The organism is Antrihabitans spumae, from assembly GCF_043944905.1.
Classification (GTDB): domain Bacteria; phylum Actinomycetota; class Actinomycetes; order Mycobacteriales; family Mycobacteriaceae; genus Antrihabitans; species Antrihabitans spumae.
In genome coordinates, this window is sequence record NZ_JBIMSN010000094.1 from 136,608 (window position 1) to 151,708 (window position 15,101).

14 protein-coding genes are annotated in these 15,101 nt (G+C 64.8%); 11 read left to right on the plus strand and 3 right to left on the minus strand.

Features of this window, described 5'->3' with window-relative positions; genetic code table 11:
• Window positions 1-12: 12 nt before the first annotated feature.
• The 9 genes from argJ (at window position 13) to ACHIRB_RS20730 (ending at window position 10,766) form a co-directional block, all read left to right on the plus strand.
• Window positions 13-1,212 carry a bifunctional glutamate N-acetyltransferase/amino-acid acetyltransferase ArgJ gene (gene argJ / locus ACHIRB_RS20690; protein WP_395118928.1) on the plus strand — a complete coding sequence of 400 codons (1,200 nt, stop codon included), beginning with the start codon at window positions 13-15 and terminating at the stop codon, window positions 1,210-1,212.
• On the plus strand, window positions 1,209-2,123 hold the full coding sequence (gene argB / locus ACHIRB_RS20695; protein WP_199706582.1) for an acetylglutamate kinase: 915 nt from the start codon (window positions 1,209-1,211) through the stop codon (window positions 2,121-2,123). Before argJ ends, argB begins: the two co-directional genes overlap by 4 nt.
• Window positions 2,120-3,316 (plus strand): acetylornithine transaminase, encoded by a 1,197-nt coding sequence (locus ACHIRB_RS20700; protein ID WP_395124315.1) that lies wholly within the window; start codon window positions 2,120-2,122, stop codon window positions 3,314-3,316. The genes argB and ACHIRB_RS20700 overlap by 4 nt, the downstream gene beginning before the upstream one ends.
• A complete protein-coding gene (gene argF / locus ACHIRB_RS20705; protein WP_395118907.1) occupies window positions 3,313-4,242 on the plus strand; it encodes an ornithine carbamoyltransferase in 930 nt (309 codons plus the stop codon). Before ACHIRB_RS20700 ends, argF begins: the two co-directional genes overlap by 4 nt.
• On the plus strand, window positions 4,239-4,730 hold the full coding sequence (locus tag ACHIRB_RS20710) for an arginine repressor (protein WP_199706576.1): 492 nt from the start codon (window positions 4,239-4,241) through the stop codon (window positions 4,728-4,730). The genes argF and ACHIRB_RS20710 overlap by 4 nt, the downstream gene beginning before the upstream one ends.
• A gap of 58 nt (window positions 4,731-4,788) precedes the next feature.
• Window positions 4,789-6,003, plus strand: coding sequence for an argininosuccinate synthase (locus ACHIRB_RS20715; protein ID WP_199706574.1), 1,215 nt, complete (start codon window positions 4,789-4,791; stop codon window positions 6,001-6,003).
• Window positions 6,000-7,433: an argininosuccinate lyase gene (gene argH, locus ACHIRB_RS20720; RefSeq protein WP_395118909.1), complete on the plus strand. Its 1,434-nt coding sequence runs from the start codon at window positions 6,000-6,002 to the stop codon at window positions 7,431-7,433. The genes ACHIRB_RS20715 and argH overlap by 4 nt, the downstream gene beginning before the upstream one ends.
• Before the next feature lie 99 nt (window positions 7,434-7,532).
• Entirely contained in the window at window positions 7,533-10,505 is a 2,973-nt protein-coding gene (locus ACHIRB_RS20725) for an acyl-CoA synthetase (RefSeq protein ID WP_395124314.1), read from the plus strand.
• A gap of 27 nt (window positions 10,506-10,532) precedes the next feature.
• Window positions 10,533-10,766, plus strand: a complete 234-nt coding sequence (locus ACHIRB_RS20730; protein WP_395118930.1) for a Trm112 family protein — start codon at window positions 10,533-10,535, stop codon at window positions 10,764-10,766.
• A 20-nt stretch (window positions 10,767-10,786) separates the two neighbouring features.
• Here ACHIRB_RS20730 and ACHIRB_RS20735 read toward each other — a convergent pair whose 3' ends face one another.
• From ACHIRB_RS20735 to ACHIRB_RS20745, 3 genes are read right to left on the minus strand one after another with little or no spacing between them, the layout of a single operon-like run.
• Window positions 10,787-11,407, minus strand: a complete 621-nt coding sequence (locus tag ACHIRB_RS20735; protein WP_395118913.1) for a TetR/AcrR family transcriptional regulator — start codon at window positions 11,405-11,407, stop codon at window positions 10,787-10,789.
• 2 nt (window positions 11,408-11,409) lie between these two features.
• Window positions 11,410-12,165, minus strand: coding sequence for an ABC transporter permease (locus ACHIRB_RS20740; protein WP_395118915.1), 756 nt, complete (start codon window positions 12,163-12,165; stop codon window positions 11,410-11,412).
• Window positions 12,162-12,896, minus strand: a complete 735-nt coding sequence (locus ACHIRB_RS20745) for an ABC transporter ATP-binding protein (protein WP_395124312.1) — start codon at window positions 12,894-12,896, stop codon at window positions 12,162-12,164. The genes ACHIRB_RS20740 and ACHIRB_RS20745 overlap by 4 nt, the downstream gene beginning before the upstream one ends.
• Window positions 12,897-13,018: 122 nt before the next feature.
• Between ACHIRB_RS20745 and ACHIRB_RS20750 the strand changes: the two genes are divergently transcribed.
• Window positions 13,019-13,678: a DNA-3-methyladenine glycosylase gene (locus tag ACHIRB_RS20750; RefSeq protein WP_395124311.1), complete on the plus strand. Its 660-nt coding sequence runs from the start codon at window positions 13,019-13,021 to the stop codon at window positions 13,676-13,678.
• Window positions 13,671-14,945, plus strand: coding sequence for a tyrosine--tRNA ligase (gene tyrS / locus ACHIRB_RS20755; RefSeq protein ID WP_307829761.1), 1,275 nt, complete (start codon window positions 13,671-13,673; stop codon window positions 14,943-14,945). The genes ACHIRB_RS20750 and tyrS overlap by 8 nt, the downstream gene beginning before the upstream one ends.
• Window positions 14,946-15,101 lie beyond the last annotated feature (156 nt).

Genomic DNA, 15,101 nt, shown 5'->3' on the forward strand with positions numbered 1-15,101 from the left:
GGGGAGAAGTTCATGAATGGCAAACTGCTTCGGACCCAGGGTGTTACAGCACCCGCAGGCTTTCGTGCGGCCGGCATCGCAGCGGGCATCAAGAAGAGCGGCAAGCTCGATCTCGCACTCGTCTTCAACGAGGGACCCGAGCAGGCCGCGGCAGGCGTGTTCACCACGAACAAGGTCAAGGCAGCGCCGGTGTTGTGGTCGCAGCAGGTCCTCACCTCGGGACGCGTCCGCGCGGTGGTGCTGAACTCGGGCGGCGCGAACGCGTGCACAGGTGCTCCGGGATTTCAGGACACCCACAGGACCGCAGAGGAACTCGCTGCCGCTCTGAGCAATTGGGGCACCGACACCGGCGGTGGCGAGATCGCAGTGTGCTCGACGGGACTGATCGGCGATCGTCTGCCGATGGACAAACTTGTTCCCGGGCTCACCGAAATCGTGCACGAGTTGGCAGGCGGTATCTCGGGTGGCACGGATGCCGCACACGCGATCATGACGACGGACACCGTCGCCAAGGAAGCCGCCTTCCACCACGACGGCAACTGGGTCGTCGGCGGGATGGCAAAGGGTGCGGGCATGCTCGCGCCGTCGTTGGCGACCATGCTGTCGGTTGTGACGACCGATGCGGTCGCAACCGCCGAACAACTCGACGCGGCACTGCGCGCGGCAACGCGAATGACGTTCGACAGGCTCGACGTCGATGGCGCTACCTCGACCAACGACACCGTCCTGCTGCTGAGTTCGGGTGCCAGCGGAGTCGCGCCGACCCAGGCCGAACTCGACGCTGCCGTGCTCGCCGTCTGCGACGATCTGGCCTACCAGCTGATGGCCGACGCCGAGGGTGTCACCAAGCGGGTCACGGTGGCGGTCACGGGAGCAAAAACCGAAGCCGACGCGTTGGTCGGCGCCAGGACCGTCGCGCGTGACAGCCTCGTCAAGACCGCACTGTTCGGGTCGGACCCCAACTGGGGACGTGTGATGGCAGCAATCGGCATCGCACCCATCGAATTGGATCCCGACCGAATCTCGGTGTCGTTCAACGGAAGCTTCGTCTGCATCGACGGTGTCGGTGCGCCGGGCGCCCGTGAGATCGACCTGACCGGCGAAGACATCGAGTTGATCGTCGACCTCGGTGTCGGCTCCGCGTCGGCGACCATCCGGACGACGGACCTCTCGCACGCCTATGTCGAAGAGAATTCGGCGTATTCGTCATGACGGATGTGACCATCGACGGTCTGACCGCCGGTCAGAAGGCGCACGTGCTCGCAGACGCATTGCCGTGGCTGCAGAAATTCACCGACAAGATCGTCGTCGTCAAATACGGCGGAAACGCGATGATCGACGACGACCTCAAGCGGGCTTTCGCTGCGGACATGGCCTTCCTTCGCACGATCGGCGTGCATCCCGTCGTGGTGCACGGCGGGGGACCGCAGATCAGTGCCATGTTGAAAAGGCTTGGGCTGCAAGGTGAATTCCGGGGCGGATTCCGGGTGACGACGCCAGAGGTGATGGACGTAGTTCGGATGGTGCTGTTCGGTCAGGTCGGCCGTGAGTTGGTCGGTCTGATCAACGCGCACGGTCCGTTGGCCGTTGGTATTTCCGGCGAGGACGCTCACCTCTTCACGGCAACGAGACGGACCGTCAAGGTCGACGGCGAGCAGACCGATATCGGTCTCGTCGGCGACGTGACGACGGTCAATCCGGATGCTGTGCTGGATCTGATTGCGGCAGGACGTATTCCGGTCGTCTCGACGATCGCGCCCGATGTCGACGGCGTCGTGCACAACATCAACGCCGACACCGCGGCGGCCGCGCTCGCCGAGGGGATCGGTGCCGAGAAGTTGATAGTGCTCACCGATGTCGAAGGTGTATACGCCAATTGGCCGGACCGCGGCTCGCTGCTCACCGAAATCGATGCCGCCGCATTGGAACAGCTGCTACCGACGCTGGACGCGGGCATGGTGCCGAAGATGGAAGCGTGCCTGCGAGCGGTACGCGGCGGTGTGTCGAGTGCACACGTCATCGATGGCAGGCTTGCACATTCGGTGCTCCTGGAAATGTTCACCGGCGAGGGCATCGGAACCATGGTGACACCAGATCCGACCGAGAAGGACGGCCAGTCATGACACACACGCAGGAACTGCAACAGCGGTGGTCGGGCGCGATGATGAACAACTACGGCCTACCGAAGGTCGCGCTCGTACGCGGCGAAGGTGCGGTCGTCTACGACGCCGACGGTAAGCAGTACCTGGATCTGCTCGGTGGCATCGCGGTGAACATCCTCGGCCATGGCCACCCCGCCGTCGTCGAGGCTGTCACGTCGCAGCTCGGCACGCTCGGCCACACGTCGAACTTCTACATGACCGAGCCGGGGATCGCACTCGCCGAGCAACTGCTCGCGCACCTGGGAGCGTCCGGCCGAGTGTTGTTGTGCAACTCCGGAACCGAGGCGAACGAGGCCGCATTCAAGATTGCCCGGCTGACCGGCAGGCCGAAGATCATTGCGACCGAAGATGCGTTCCACGGTAGGACGATGGGTTCGCTCGCGTTGACCGGGCAGCCTGCGAAGCGGGCACCTTTCGAGCCGATGCCGCCGGGTGTCGTGCACGTGCCGTTCGGTGATGTTGCCGCGCTCGAGCGTGAGGTCGACGACAACACGGCGGCGCTGTTTCTCGAGCCGATCCTCGGCGAGAGTGGCGTTGTCGTACCGCCGGAGGGCTACCTTGCGGCGGCTCGCGAGATCACCGCACGCCACGGTGCCTTGCTGATCCTCGACGAGGTGCAGACCGGAATAGGTCGGACCGGCTGGTTCTACGCGCACCAGGCATCGGGCGTCGTTCCCGACGTCATGACCTTGGCGAAAGGACTCGGCGGGGGACTCCCGATCGGTGCGTGCATCGCAACGGGTGCCACTGCTCAACTGCTGCAGCCAGGGATGCACGGGACCACGTTCGGTGGAAATCCCGTGTGTGCGGCAGCGGCGTTGGCGGTGCTGCGCACGATCGCCGACGAAGACCTCGTCTCGCGCGCCGATGCGACGGGCAAAGCCATCATCACGGGCATCGAGTCGTTGCATCATCCACTCGTCGACCACGTTCGAGGTGCCGGACTGCTGCTCGGAATCGTCCTCACCGCCGATGTCGCAGCCGAGGTCGATGCCCACGCTCGCGCTGCTGGTTTTCTGGTGAATCCTGCAAAACCCAACGTGATTCGGCTGGCACCACCGCTGATCCTCACCGAGGAACAGGCCGACAGCTTCGTCTCCGCCCTACCGGCGATTCTCGACGCTGCCTCGAACACCGCTCAGGAGACGAAATGACCGTGAAGCACTTCCTACGGGACGACGACCTCACACCCGAGCAGCAGGCCGAAGTGCTCGCACTCGCCGCAGAGCTGAAGGCTGCACCGTTTTCGCGCAGGCCGCTGGAAGGTCCGCGTGGCGTCGGAGTCATCTTCGAGAAGAATTCGACGCGGACGCGATTCTCGTTCGAGATGGGCATTGCTCAACTCGGTGGTCACGCGGTCGTTGTGGACGGGCGAAGCACACAACTCGGCCGCGAGGAGACGCTCCAGGACACCGGCCGGGTGCTGTCGCGGTATGTGGACGCGGTGGTCTGGCGGACCTTCGGTCAGGATCGCCTCGAGGAGATGGCCTCCGGCGCAACGGTTCCCATCGTCAACGCCCTCTCCGACGAGTTTCACCCGTGCCAGGTCCTCGCGGATCTGCAAACGTTGGCCGAGCGCAAGGGCACGCTGCGTGGTTTGAAACTGACCTACCTCGGCGACGGCGCGAACAACATGTCGCACTCGCTGCTGCTCGGTGGCGTCACCGCGGGCGTCGACGTCACGATCGCGTCCCCGGAAGGCTTTCTGCCGCTGCCTCACGTGCTCGAAGCCGCGCGGCTGCGAGCCAAGGACACCGGAGCGACGATCACAGTGACGACCGACCCGGACGCTGCGGTCGACGGCGTGGACGCGATCGTCACCGACACCTGGACGTCGATGGGTCAGGAGAACGACGGTCTCGACCGCGTCGGACCTTTCCGTCCCTTCCAGGTGAACGCGACACTGCTTGCTCGCGCGGATCCGCAGGCTGTCGTCCTGCACTGTCTGCCTGCTCATCGTGGCGAGGAGATCACCGACGACGTCATCGACGGACCCCAGAGTGTCGTGTGGGACGAAGCCGAGAACAGGCTGCACGCGCAGAAGGCGCTCCTCGTGTGGCTGCTGGAGCAACAGCAATGACGATCAACCCCGAGATCGCGCGGACACGGGCAGGCCGGCAAGCCAGGATCGTGGACCTGCTGTCGACCAACTCGGTGCGAAGCCAGACCGAACTTGCCGCACTGCTCGCGAGCGAAGGCATCGAGGCGACGCAGGCGACGCTGTCGCGTGATCTAGAGGAGCTCGGCGCGGTCAAACTCAGAGCCGCGGACGGGGGAGTCGGCGTCTACGTCGTGCCGGAAGACGGCAGTCCCGTGCGTGGTGTGTCGGGCGGTACGGATCGGGTGTCGAGGCTGCTTTCGGAGCTGCTCGTCTCCACGGCCGCGAGCGGAAATCTGGTCGTACTGCGCACTCCTCCCGGCGCTGCGCAGTACCTGGCGAGCGCCTTGGACCGGGCCTCGCTACCCGACGTTGTCGGCACTATCGCGGGGGATGACACCATTCTTGTGATCGCGCGTGAGCCGACCACCGGCGCACAGCTGGCCGCAAAGCTCGAAGAACTTGCCTGAACAGGCAAAACAGCAGTAAGTATCACCGCAAACGTTGAAACAGAGGAGCACAACAACAATGGCCGATCGCGTCGTACTCGCCTACTCGGGCGGGCTGGACACCTCCGTCGCCATCAGCTGGATCGGCAAGGAGACAGGTGCCGAGGTGATTGCCGTCGCAATCGATCTCGGCCAGGGTGGCGAGGACATGGAGGTCGTCCGGCAGCGCGCACTCGATTGTGGTGCCGTCGAATCCGTCGTCCTCGATGCTCGTGACGAGTTCGCCGAGGACTACTGCCTACCGACCATCCAGGCGAACGCTCTCTACATGGACCGCTACCCGCTGGTGTCGGCCATCTCGCGCCCGCTGATCGTCAAGCACCTCGTCACCGCTGCCCGCACTCACGGCGGCAACATCGTCGCGCACGGTTGCACAGGCAAGGGCAACGACCAGGTGCGTTTCGAGGTCGGCTTCAACACCCTCGCGCCGGATCTCGAAGTGCTCGCGCCCGTCCGTGACTACGCGTGGACGCGCGAGAAGGCGATTCGTTTCGCCGAGGAAAATGCCATCCCGATCAACGTCACGAAGAAGTCGCCGTTCTCGATCGATCAGAACGTCTGGGGCCGCGCGGTCGAAACCGGGTACCTCGAGGACCTGTGGAACGCGCCGACGAAGGAGGTCTACGACTACACCGTCGATCCGACCGTCAACTTCCTCGCGCCCGACGAGCTCATCATCTCGTTCGAGAAGGGCCGCCCGGTCGCCATCGACGGTCGTGAGGTCAGCGTTCTGCAGGCGATTCAGGAGCTCAACAAGCGTGCGGGTGCGCAGGGCGTCGGCCGGCTCGACGTGGTCGAGGATCGGCTCGTCGGCATCAAGAGCCGCGAAATCTACGAGGCGCCGGGGGCGATGGTGCTGATCGCTGCCCACCAGGAGCTCGAACACGTCACCCTCGAACGCGAGCTTGGCCGCTACAAGCGGCAGCTGGAACAGCGGTGGAGCGAGCTGGTGTACGACGGCCTGTGGTTCTCGCCCCTGAAGGATGCACTCGACACGTTCGTCGTGCACACCCAGGAGCATGTGACGGGCGATATTCGGCTCGTGCTCAACGGTGGCCACATCAGCGTCAACGGTCGCCGCAGCAAGGAATCCCTGTACGACTTCAACCTTGCGACCTACGACGAGGGCGACACCTTCGACCAGTCGGCGGCGAAGGGTTTCGTCCAGCTGCACGGCTTGTCGTCGAAGATCGCAGCGCGGCGTAACCGGCTTGCGGGAGAACGGGGACTGTGACCTCGCAGGACGCACCCCACACGAACGAAGGCGCGTTGTGGGGCGGTCGGTTCGCATCGGGACCGGCCGCTGCCATGGCTGCGCTGAGCAAGTCGACGCATTTCGATTGGGTGCTCGCGCCGTACGACATCCGAGCGTCCAAGGCGCATGCTCGCGTGCTCAACAAGGCGGGTCTGCTTCGTGACGAGGATCTACGGACGATGCTCGACGGTCTCGACAACCTCGCGGCCGACGTCGCGTCGGGAGCGTTCGCGCCCGCCGAGTCCGACGAGGACGTACACGGTGCTCTCGAGCGCGGCTTGATCGACCGCGTCGGAGCAGAGGTCGGTGGCAGGCTGCGGGCAGGTCGATCACGCAACGACCAGGTCGCGACGCTGTTCCGGATGTGGTTGCGCGATGCTGCGCGACGCGTCGCGGGCGGGCTCCTCGACGTGGTCGATGCGCTCACGACCCAGGCAGCGTCGCATCCGGATGCGGTCATGCCGGGCAAGACGCACCTGCAGGCGGCGCAGCCGGTACTGCTCGCGCATCATCTGCTTGCGCACGCACATCCGCTGCTTCGCGATATCGCGCGCCTGCAGGACTTCGACAAACGCGCGGCGGTCTCGCCGTACGGTTCGGGTGCGTTGGCAGGCTCGTCGCTCGGTGTGGATCCGGATGCCATCGCGGCCGATCTCGACTTCGACAGCGCAGCGCAGAACTCGATCGATGCGACGTCCTCGCGGGATTTCGCGGCCGAAGCAGCGTTCGTCTTCGCCATGATCGCGGTCGACCTCAGTCGGATGGCCGAGGAAGTGATCATCTGGAGCACACCCGAGTTCGGGTACGTGACGCTGGCCGATGCGTGGTCGACCGGATCGTCGATCATGCCTCAGAAAAAGAACCCCGACGTCTCCGAGCTCACGCGAGGCAAGGCCGGTCGCCTGATCGGTAACCTCACCGGATTGTTGGCCACGCTCAAAGCGCAGCCGCTTGCCTACAACCGTGACCTGCAGGAAGACAAGGAACCGGTCTTCGATTCGGTCGCGCAGCTCGAGCTGTTACTTCCGGCGATCGCCGGACTCGTTGCGACGCTGACCTTTCACACCGACCGCATGGCCGAGTTGGCGCCCGCCGGATTCACCCTGGCGACCGACATCGCCGAGTGGCTCGTGCGAAACGGCGTGCCGTTCCGCGTTGCACACGAGGCGGCAGGAGCGTGCGTCCGTGCTGCCGAAGCTCGCGGCGTCGGGCTCGCCGATCTGACCGACGACGAGTTCGCGGCCGTCGATCCCGCGCTCACCCCCGCGGTGCGTGATGTGCTCACCGTCGCGGGTTCGATTGCGTCACGCGACGCCCGTGGCGGCACGGCCGGCGTGCAGGTCGCGGCGCAGCTGGGGGAGGTCCGGCGTACCGCCGACACCCTCCGGCCGTGGTCGGGCGTGAGCTGAACATTTCCCAAGGTGCCCGCAGTGTTGTCGGCGGTATGGAAAGCTCGTCACAACGACGTCGTGTAGGTCTGAATTCGTCCTCGTCTTGGGAGTGTTGTCGTGGTTGAAATTAGTGCGGAATCCGTTATCGGTCCGATCCAAAGGCTGGTTGCGACCGCGCAGAACGGGCTGGAGGTCGTTCGGTTCGGCGGCCTCGAAACCGGTGCGACCGGTACGCCGTTCGATGTCGTCGAGCGCAAGCCGATGTACCGGCTGCGGCGTTACTTCCCGACCGAAGAGCTTGGATCGCGCCCACCCGTCGTTCTGGTGCCGCCGATGATGATCAGCGCGGAGGTCTACGACGTGACCACCGACGCAGGTGCCGTCGGCATCCTGCACAAGGCGGGCATCGATCCGTGGGTCGTCGACTTCGGCTCACCCGCAACCGAAGAGGGCGGCTGGGAGCGCACGCTCGCCGACCATGTTGTTGCCGTGAGCGACGTGATCGACGACGTTCGTCGACACACCGGCCGCGACGTTCACCTCGGCGGCTACTCGCAGGGTGGCATGTTCTGCTACCAGGCAGGCGCGTACCGGCACTCGAAGAATCTGGCGAGCATCATCGCCTTCGGCAGCCCGGTCGACGCCGTCGCAGGTATGCCGCTCGGCCTGCCCGCGAACATCGCGGCAAAGGGTGCCGAATTCCTTGCCGATCACGTCTTCAACCGTCTCGCGGTCACCGATCAGATGGCCCGCACCGGGTTTCAGCTCCTGGATCCGATCAAGACGGTCAAGGCACGCTGGGATTTCGTCAGGCAGTTGCACGACCGCGAAGCGCTCCTCCCGCGCGAACAGCAGCGCCGGTTCCTGATGACCGATGGGTGGGTGCCGTGGTCCGGCCCGGCCGTTGCGGAACTGCTCAAGCAGTTCGTCGTGCACAACCGAATGATGTCGGGTGGTTTCGTCGTTCGCGATCAGCTCATCACTCTCGCAGACCTGACCTGCCCGATCCTTGCCTTCGTCGGCGAAGTCGACGACATCGGTCAGCCCGCGTCCGTGCGTGGTATCCGGCGTGCTGCTGCACGTGCCGAGGTCTTCGAAGCGACTTTGCGCGCAGGACATTTCGGCCTTGTCGTCGGTGGCACCGCGGAACGGCAGACCTGGCCTGGTGTCGCGGCGTGGGCGCTGTGGCGTGAAGGTCTCGGTCCGAAGCCGGACATCGTGCACGAGATGTCTGCCGACAACGACCCCGAAGCGCCCGCCTCGGTCGGATCGGTCGGATCCCGCTTCGCCCACACCGCCGCGACCGTTGCCGAGGTCGGTGCCGGCGTCGGTCGAGAGATCGTCGGGTTCGCGAGCAACGCGTTCCGCGGCACACTGGAACTGTCGAGCGAGGCGGCGCGGGCGTTGCCACGGTTGTCGCGACTGGGCCAGATCCAGCCGCACACTCGAATTTCGCTCGGCGGTCTGCTTGCCGAACAGGGTCGTCGTGCGCCGCTGGGCGAGTGCTTCCTCTTCGACGATCGGGTGCACACCAACGCTGCCGTCAACACCCGTATCGACAACGTCGTCCGAGGCTTGATCCAGGTCGGCCTTCGGCCTGCCGCACACGTCGGCGTCCTGATGGAGACGCGCCCGAGCGCGCTGGTCACCATCGCTGCTCTGTCCCGACTCGGTGCCGTCGCAATTCTCCTGCCACCCGGCTCCGACCTCGCTCGCGCTGCGGAGTTGACCGGAATCGACACGGTCGTCGCCGACCCCGACAACGTCAAGAACGCCGCTGCGACAGGTTTGAAGGTGCTGGTCCTCGGCGGTGGCGAGAATCGCGGCCTCGACGTCGAGGTCGGTGGCAACGTCGTCGACCTCGAGCAGATCGACCCGGGTGCTGTCCGCATTCCTGCCTGGTACAAGCCGAATCCGGGCTTGGCTCGCGAACTCGGGTTCGTGTTGTTGAGCGGTTCGGGCGCCTCGATGGAGGCCAAGCCCGTCACCAACCATCGGTGGGCGCTCTCCGCATTCGGCACCGCGACATCGGCCGACCTCGATCGCAACGACACCGTGTACTGCCTTGCGCCACTGCATCATTCGTCCGGGCTGCTGGTGAGTCTCGGCGGTGCCGTCGCCGGTGGATCTCGTATTGCGTTGTCGCGCAGTCTCGATCCGTCGCAGTTCGCGGACGAGGTGCACCGCTACGGCGTCACCGTCGTCACCTACACGTGGACCATGATGCGTGAAATTCTCGACGCGGAAGAGTTTCCGCTCGGTCGCGATCACCCTGTTCGGTTGTTCATCGGGTCGGGCATGCCGGTCGGGTTGTGGCAGCGGACCACCGACCGTTTCAAGCCCGCTCGGGTGCTCGAGTTCTACGCGTCCATCGAGGGTGACGTCGTGCTCGCCAACGTCAGCGGCAACAAGATGGGCTGCAAGGGCCGATCCGTGCCTGGCACAGCACATGTCGAGCTTGCGGCCTACGACGCTGTAGCCGGTCGATTCCTCGAGGACGACGAAGGTTTCGTACGCAAGTGCGTCGACGACGAGGTCGGGTTGCTGCTCGGGCGCGCGACGTCAGGTGTCGAGATCCCGCACGGCGGCATGCGTGGCGTGTTCACGCAGGGCGACTCGTGGGTCCCGACAGAAAACCTGTTCCGGCGTGATGCGGACGGCGACTACTGGTTGGTGGACAACAAACACACGGTGGTGAAGGCGCCGCGCGGCCCGGTTTACACGCAGCCGATCGTCGATCAGCTCGACGAGATCGGTGAGGTCGATCTCGCGGTCGCGTACGGGGTCGAATCCGGCAACACGCAATACGCCGTCGCGGCGGTGACGGTACGCGCGGGAGCCGATCTGCCGATCGAGGTCGTCAGTGAAGCTTTGCGCGGACTGCCGTCCAACGACCGCCCCGATCTGGTGCACATTGTGGACCAGATCCCAGTCAGCTCGACCTTCCGGCCGAGCGCGCGTGAGCTCCGCACTGCGGGTCTGCCCAAGCCGGGACCGACGACGTGGTGCTACGACGGCCACGACGGTGCGTACAAGGAACTGACCGAAGAGGTTGCGTCGAGGCTGTTCCCGACGGAGGGTGCGGGCTAGCGTACGGTCGCTGTCGTGGCATCAGACATCGCATTCGATCCGTATCTGCTCAGCATCCTGGCGTGCCCGCAGGACAAGGGTCCGTTGTTGCTGGTCAGCGGCGATGCGGGCGTCGAAGCGTTTTACAATCCGCGGCTGCGGCGTGCGTACCCGATCGAGCTGGGGATCCCCGTACTGCTGATCGACGAGGCGCGCGACGTGACCGACGAGGCAGAACACGACGACCTGGTGGCACGAGGCGAAGCTGCGCCCGCAGTCTGATATCGCTGGGGCGGTCGGCGTCAGAAGATGTCGCCGGTGAAGTAGCGCTGCAGCGTCGGGGCCGCCAGCTCGACCAGTTCGTCGATGGGCATCGACGCTATCGGTTCGAGAAGGATCATCTTGCGGGCCACCAGGATTCCGAGGACCTGGGACGCGGCCAACGCAACCCGGTGTTGGCCTGTGCCTGCCGGGACGTCGACCCGATCGCGCACCCCCTTCAGTGCAATCTCGAGTAGAAACGTCCGGATCAGACTCGGGTCCGCGCCGGCCATGACGCCGCGGAATGCAGCGAGAATACCGACGCCGGCAGGTCCGTCCCATGCTCCGACGACAGCACGCAGAAGTTGTTCGCCGAGTTCGTCGACCGAAGCCGCGTTCACTGCTGCCAGCACAACCTGAGGATCGACGGGCAATTGCGCGACGCTGACGAACAGTTCCTGTTTCGTTCCGAAGTAGTGGTGGACGAGTGCCGAATCGACGCCTGCGCCTGCGGCTATGGACCTGATCGACGCTTTGTCGAAGCCGACCTGTGCGAACCGTTCGCGTGCGGAGTCGAGTATCGCCTCACGGGTGCCCGATTGGCCGGGCCGGCGGCCTGTGCGGCCGCCGTCCGGCTTGTCCTCGTTCGAATCTGCGGACATCGCTACGGGGTCCGTCGGCGTAGCGTCGCGGCGGCGAGGCAGAGTGCGACGACTGCAAATCCGGCAACGACTGCCAGGTCACGCCACATGAGCCCGGTCGCTCCCGTCTGCGTCGACACCTCGTTCAAGGCGTCCACCGCATAGCTGAGCGGCATCAGATTGCTTATCCATTCGAGCCAGTCTGGCAGCTGGCCGCGCGGTACCAGCAGACCGCAGAGGAAGATTTGCGGTGCGACGATCAGCGGCATGAATTGCACTGCTTGAAACTCGGTGCGCGCGAAAGCACTTGCGAGCAGACCGAGCGCGACGCCGAGGACTGCGTCGACCATGGCCACGAGGATAACCAGTGCGACGCCACCTGCCGATTCGAGGCCGAGTAGGCCGAAGCTGACCGCGCAGGCGAACAGCGCCTGGATGCCCGCTGCGATCGAGAATGCTGTGCCGTAGCCGCCGAGCAGGTCCAGTTTGGATACGGGCGTGGTCATCAGACGCTCGAGCGTTCCGGAGGTGCGTTCGCGTTGCATCGCGATTGCCGTGATCAAGAACATGACGATGAACGGCAGGATGCCGAGCATGCTGATGCCGACCCGATTGAACAGGCTTTGCTGGCCAGGCAGTGTCGGGGCGTTCTGATAGATGAAGTACAGCAGCGTCATCAGCAGAGCAGGTACTGCGACGATCATCGCAACGGTTCGGTGATCGGCTTTGAGCTGCTTGAGGATTCGGACCGAAGTCGCGGCGTAGGCGTTGACGTTCATGCTGGTGCACCTTCGTTTCGGATCAAGGTCAGGAAAGCGTTTTCGAGGCTGGTTTCGCCCGTTTGTTTGCGAAGTTCGTCGGGTGCCAGCTGCGCGAGAAGTTTGCCGTCGCGCATCAGCAGGAGCTGGTCGCAGTGTTCGGCCTCGTCCATGACGTGGCTCGATACGAGCAGGGTTGCGCCGGCTTTCGCAAGAGCGATGAAGCGTTCCCACAGCTCGACGCGAAGCACGGGGTCGAGCCCGACCGTCGGTTCGTCGAGGACGAGCAGGTCCGGTTGGGCGACCAGTGCGCAGGCGAGCGACACCCGAGTGCGCTGACCGCCGGACAGTTCGTCACCACGATGACCGGCCCGATCGCTGAGGCCGACGGATTCGATCGCCGCCGCGACCTCGGCTGGTCCTTTGCGGTAGAACGCGCCGAAGTAGGCGACGTTGTCCCGCACGGTCAGGTCGGAGTAGATGCTGGGGGACTGCGTGACGTAGCCGACGCGTGCGCGCAATCGCGCCGATCCCGCAGGCTCACCCAGCACTGTGACGTCGCCCGATTCGACGATCTGGGTGCCGACGATGCTCCGCATCAGAGTGGTTTTCCCGCAACCGGAAGGTCCGAGCAGACCGGTGATCGAACCGCGCTGAACCGTCAGGCTCACGTCGTGCAATACGGGTTTGTTGCCGCGTCGGACGGTGAGGTTGCGGATCGCGATCGCGTCCGCGGCGTCGGGGACGATCATGGTGTAGCTCCAATTCATCAGTTGGTGAAATCATCACGTAATGAATTTATAGACCGGCACAAACTGCAGGTCAAGAGGCAGGGCAGAATCGGTTGTGTGACGAGCAAAACGGCCGCCGGCTCGTGAGTCCTCTCGGAGGGCCGGACCGCCGAAAGGACTCACGAGCAGCGGAGCTGCCTGCGCCTGTTTTGGCGGCAAGTCGCCTACTCGGCGCGAGGCTGAGTGCGAACGGCGTCGTTGTGCGGATCGTCGAAGTCGAGGCCTACGGGTCCGAAAAGCAGGGGCCGTGGCCGGACCCCGCCGCGCATTCCTATCGCGGGCGCACACCGCGGAACTCGATCATGTTCGGCGAACCGGGGCGGCTCTACGTCTACCTGAGCTACGGCATGCATTACTGCCTCAATGTGACGTGCGGCCAAGAGGGAAGTGCTGCAGCGGTGCTGCTTCGTGCGGGCGAAGTGCTCGAAGGCCAGGTCGCCGCAGCGGGTCGCAGGCCGTCGGCCAAGCGGGCGGTCGACCTCGCGCGTGGACCAGGCAACCTCGGTGCAGCGCTCGGTATCACGTTGTCGGACTACGGAGTTCGACTGTTCGATCCTGATGCACCCGTCCGGCTCGAGCTCGGTGAACCCACGACGTGGTCGAGCGGTCCGCGGGTGGGAGTGAGCTCCGCGGCCGATAGGCCGTGGCGTCTGTGGCTTCCTGATTCGTCAGCCGTCTCGGCGTACCGGCGCAGCCCCCGAGCGCCCGGATCGGGTGATGCGGGAAGATCGTCGGGTGACTGACATTGTCGACGAACTGACCTGGCGCGGGCTCATCGCGCAGTCCACCGACCTCGATGCGCTTCGCAGCGCACTGGCCGCGGGAACGGTCAGCCTGTATGCGGGGTTCGATCCCACAGGTCCGAGCTTGCATGCTGGACATCTGGTTCCGCTGTTGGCGCTCAGGCGATTTCAGCGCGCGGGCCATCGCCCGATCGTCCTTGCCGGTGGTGCGACGGGAATGATCGGCGATCCGCGTGATGTCGGTGAGCGGACGATGAACTCGGCGGACACCGTCTCGACGTGGGCGCAGCGCATTCGGTCGCAGCTGGAACGGTTCGTCGATATCGACGATTCCCCGACCGGTGCGGTTGTCGTGAACAACCTGGACTGGACGTCGCAGTTGACCGCGGTCGACTTTCTTCGCGACATCGGCAAGCACTTCTCGGTGAATGTGATGCTTGCGCGGGACACGGTGAAACGCAGGTTGGAGGGGGAGGGGATCTCCTACACCGAGTTCAGCTACATGCTCCTTCAGGCCAACGACTACGTCCATCTGCGACGCGAGTACGACTGCGTCCTGCAGGTCGGCGGGTCCGACCAGTGGGGCAACATAATTGCCGGCGTCGAGTTGAACCGACGGGTCGACGGTGCAGCGGTGCACGCGCTGACGGTGCCGTTGGTGACGTCGGCCGACGGTAAGAAGTTCGGCAAGTCGACGGGGGGCGGCAGCCTGTGGCTCGATCCCGAGATGACCAGCCCGTATGCCTGGTACCAGTACTTCGTGAATACCGGCGATGCCGATGTCGTGCGCTACCTGCGCTGGTTCACCTTTCTGTCCGAGGCCGAGCTTGCGGAATTGGCGGAGGCTACCGAGCAACGCCCACACGCTCGCGAGGCGCAACGTCGGCTCGCAGCAGAGATGACCACCCTCGTCCACGGCGAGGCGAACACCCGTGCCGTGGAGTTGGCGAGTCAAGCTTTGTTCGGGAGGGGAGAGCTGACCGAACTCGACGAACCAACGCTGGCTGCTGCGCTGCGCGAGGCGTCTGTCGCGCAACTTGGCGACGGCGAACCGAACTCGATCGTCGATCTGCTCGTGGCAACCGGCCTCAGCGAGAGCAAGGGTGCTGCTAGGCGAGCAATCAAAGAGGGCGGCGCGGCAGTGAACAACGTCCGGATTTCCGACGAGACGTGGACGCCGACTGCGGGGGACTACCTACACGGCAAGTGGCTGGTTGTCCGGCGCGGGAAGCGCAACTTCGCGGGCGTGGAGTTAGCCGGGATTTAACGTCTTTTCGGTGGGTTGGATCACATCGTTGTGATTTACTCGGGTTCTGCGGGAAATCCGTAGCGCTGAGCTGCGCCGATGCGATCCGAAAAGCCTCCGACCAGGCGATTTGACGTGGTGTTCTTGTTCGCGTAACTTTCTTCAAGTCAGAGCGAC

Coding starts and splice junctions, on each gene's coding strand:
- argJ (WP_395118928.1), top strand. CDS start 13: ATGAATGGCAAACTGCTTCGGACCCAGGGTGTTACAGCACCCGCAGGC.
- argB (WP_199706582.1), top strand. CDS start 1,209: ATGACGGATGTGACCATCGACGGTCTGACCGCCGGTCAGAAGGCGCAC.
- ACHIRB_RS20700 (WP_395124315.1), top strand. CDS start 2,120: ATGACACACACGCAGGAACTGCAACAGCGGTGGTCGGGCGCGATGATG.
- argF (WP_395118907.1), top strand. CDS start 3,313: ATGACCGTGAAGCACTTCCTACGGGACGACGACCTCACACCCGAGCAG.
- ACHIRB_RS20710 (WP_199706576.1), top strand. CDS start 4,239: ATGACGATCAACCCCGAGATCGCGCGGACACGGGCAGGCCGGCAAGCC.
- ACHIRB_RS20715 (WP_199706574.1), top strand. CDS start 4,789: ATGGCCGATCGCGTCGTACTCGCCTACTCGGGCGGGCTGGACACCTCC.
- ACHIRB_RS20735 (WP_395118913.1), bottom strand. CDS start 11,407: ATGTCCGCAGATTCGAACGAGGACAAGCCGGACGGCGGCCGCACAGGC.
- ACHIRB_RS20740 (WP_395118915.1), bottom strand. CDS start 12,165: ATGAACGTCAACGCCTACGCCGCGACTTCGGTCCGAATCCTCAAGCAG.
- ACHIRB_RS20745 (WP_395124312.1), bottom strand. CDS start 12,896: ATGATCGTCCCCGACGCCGCGGACGCGATCGCGATCCGCAACCTCACC.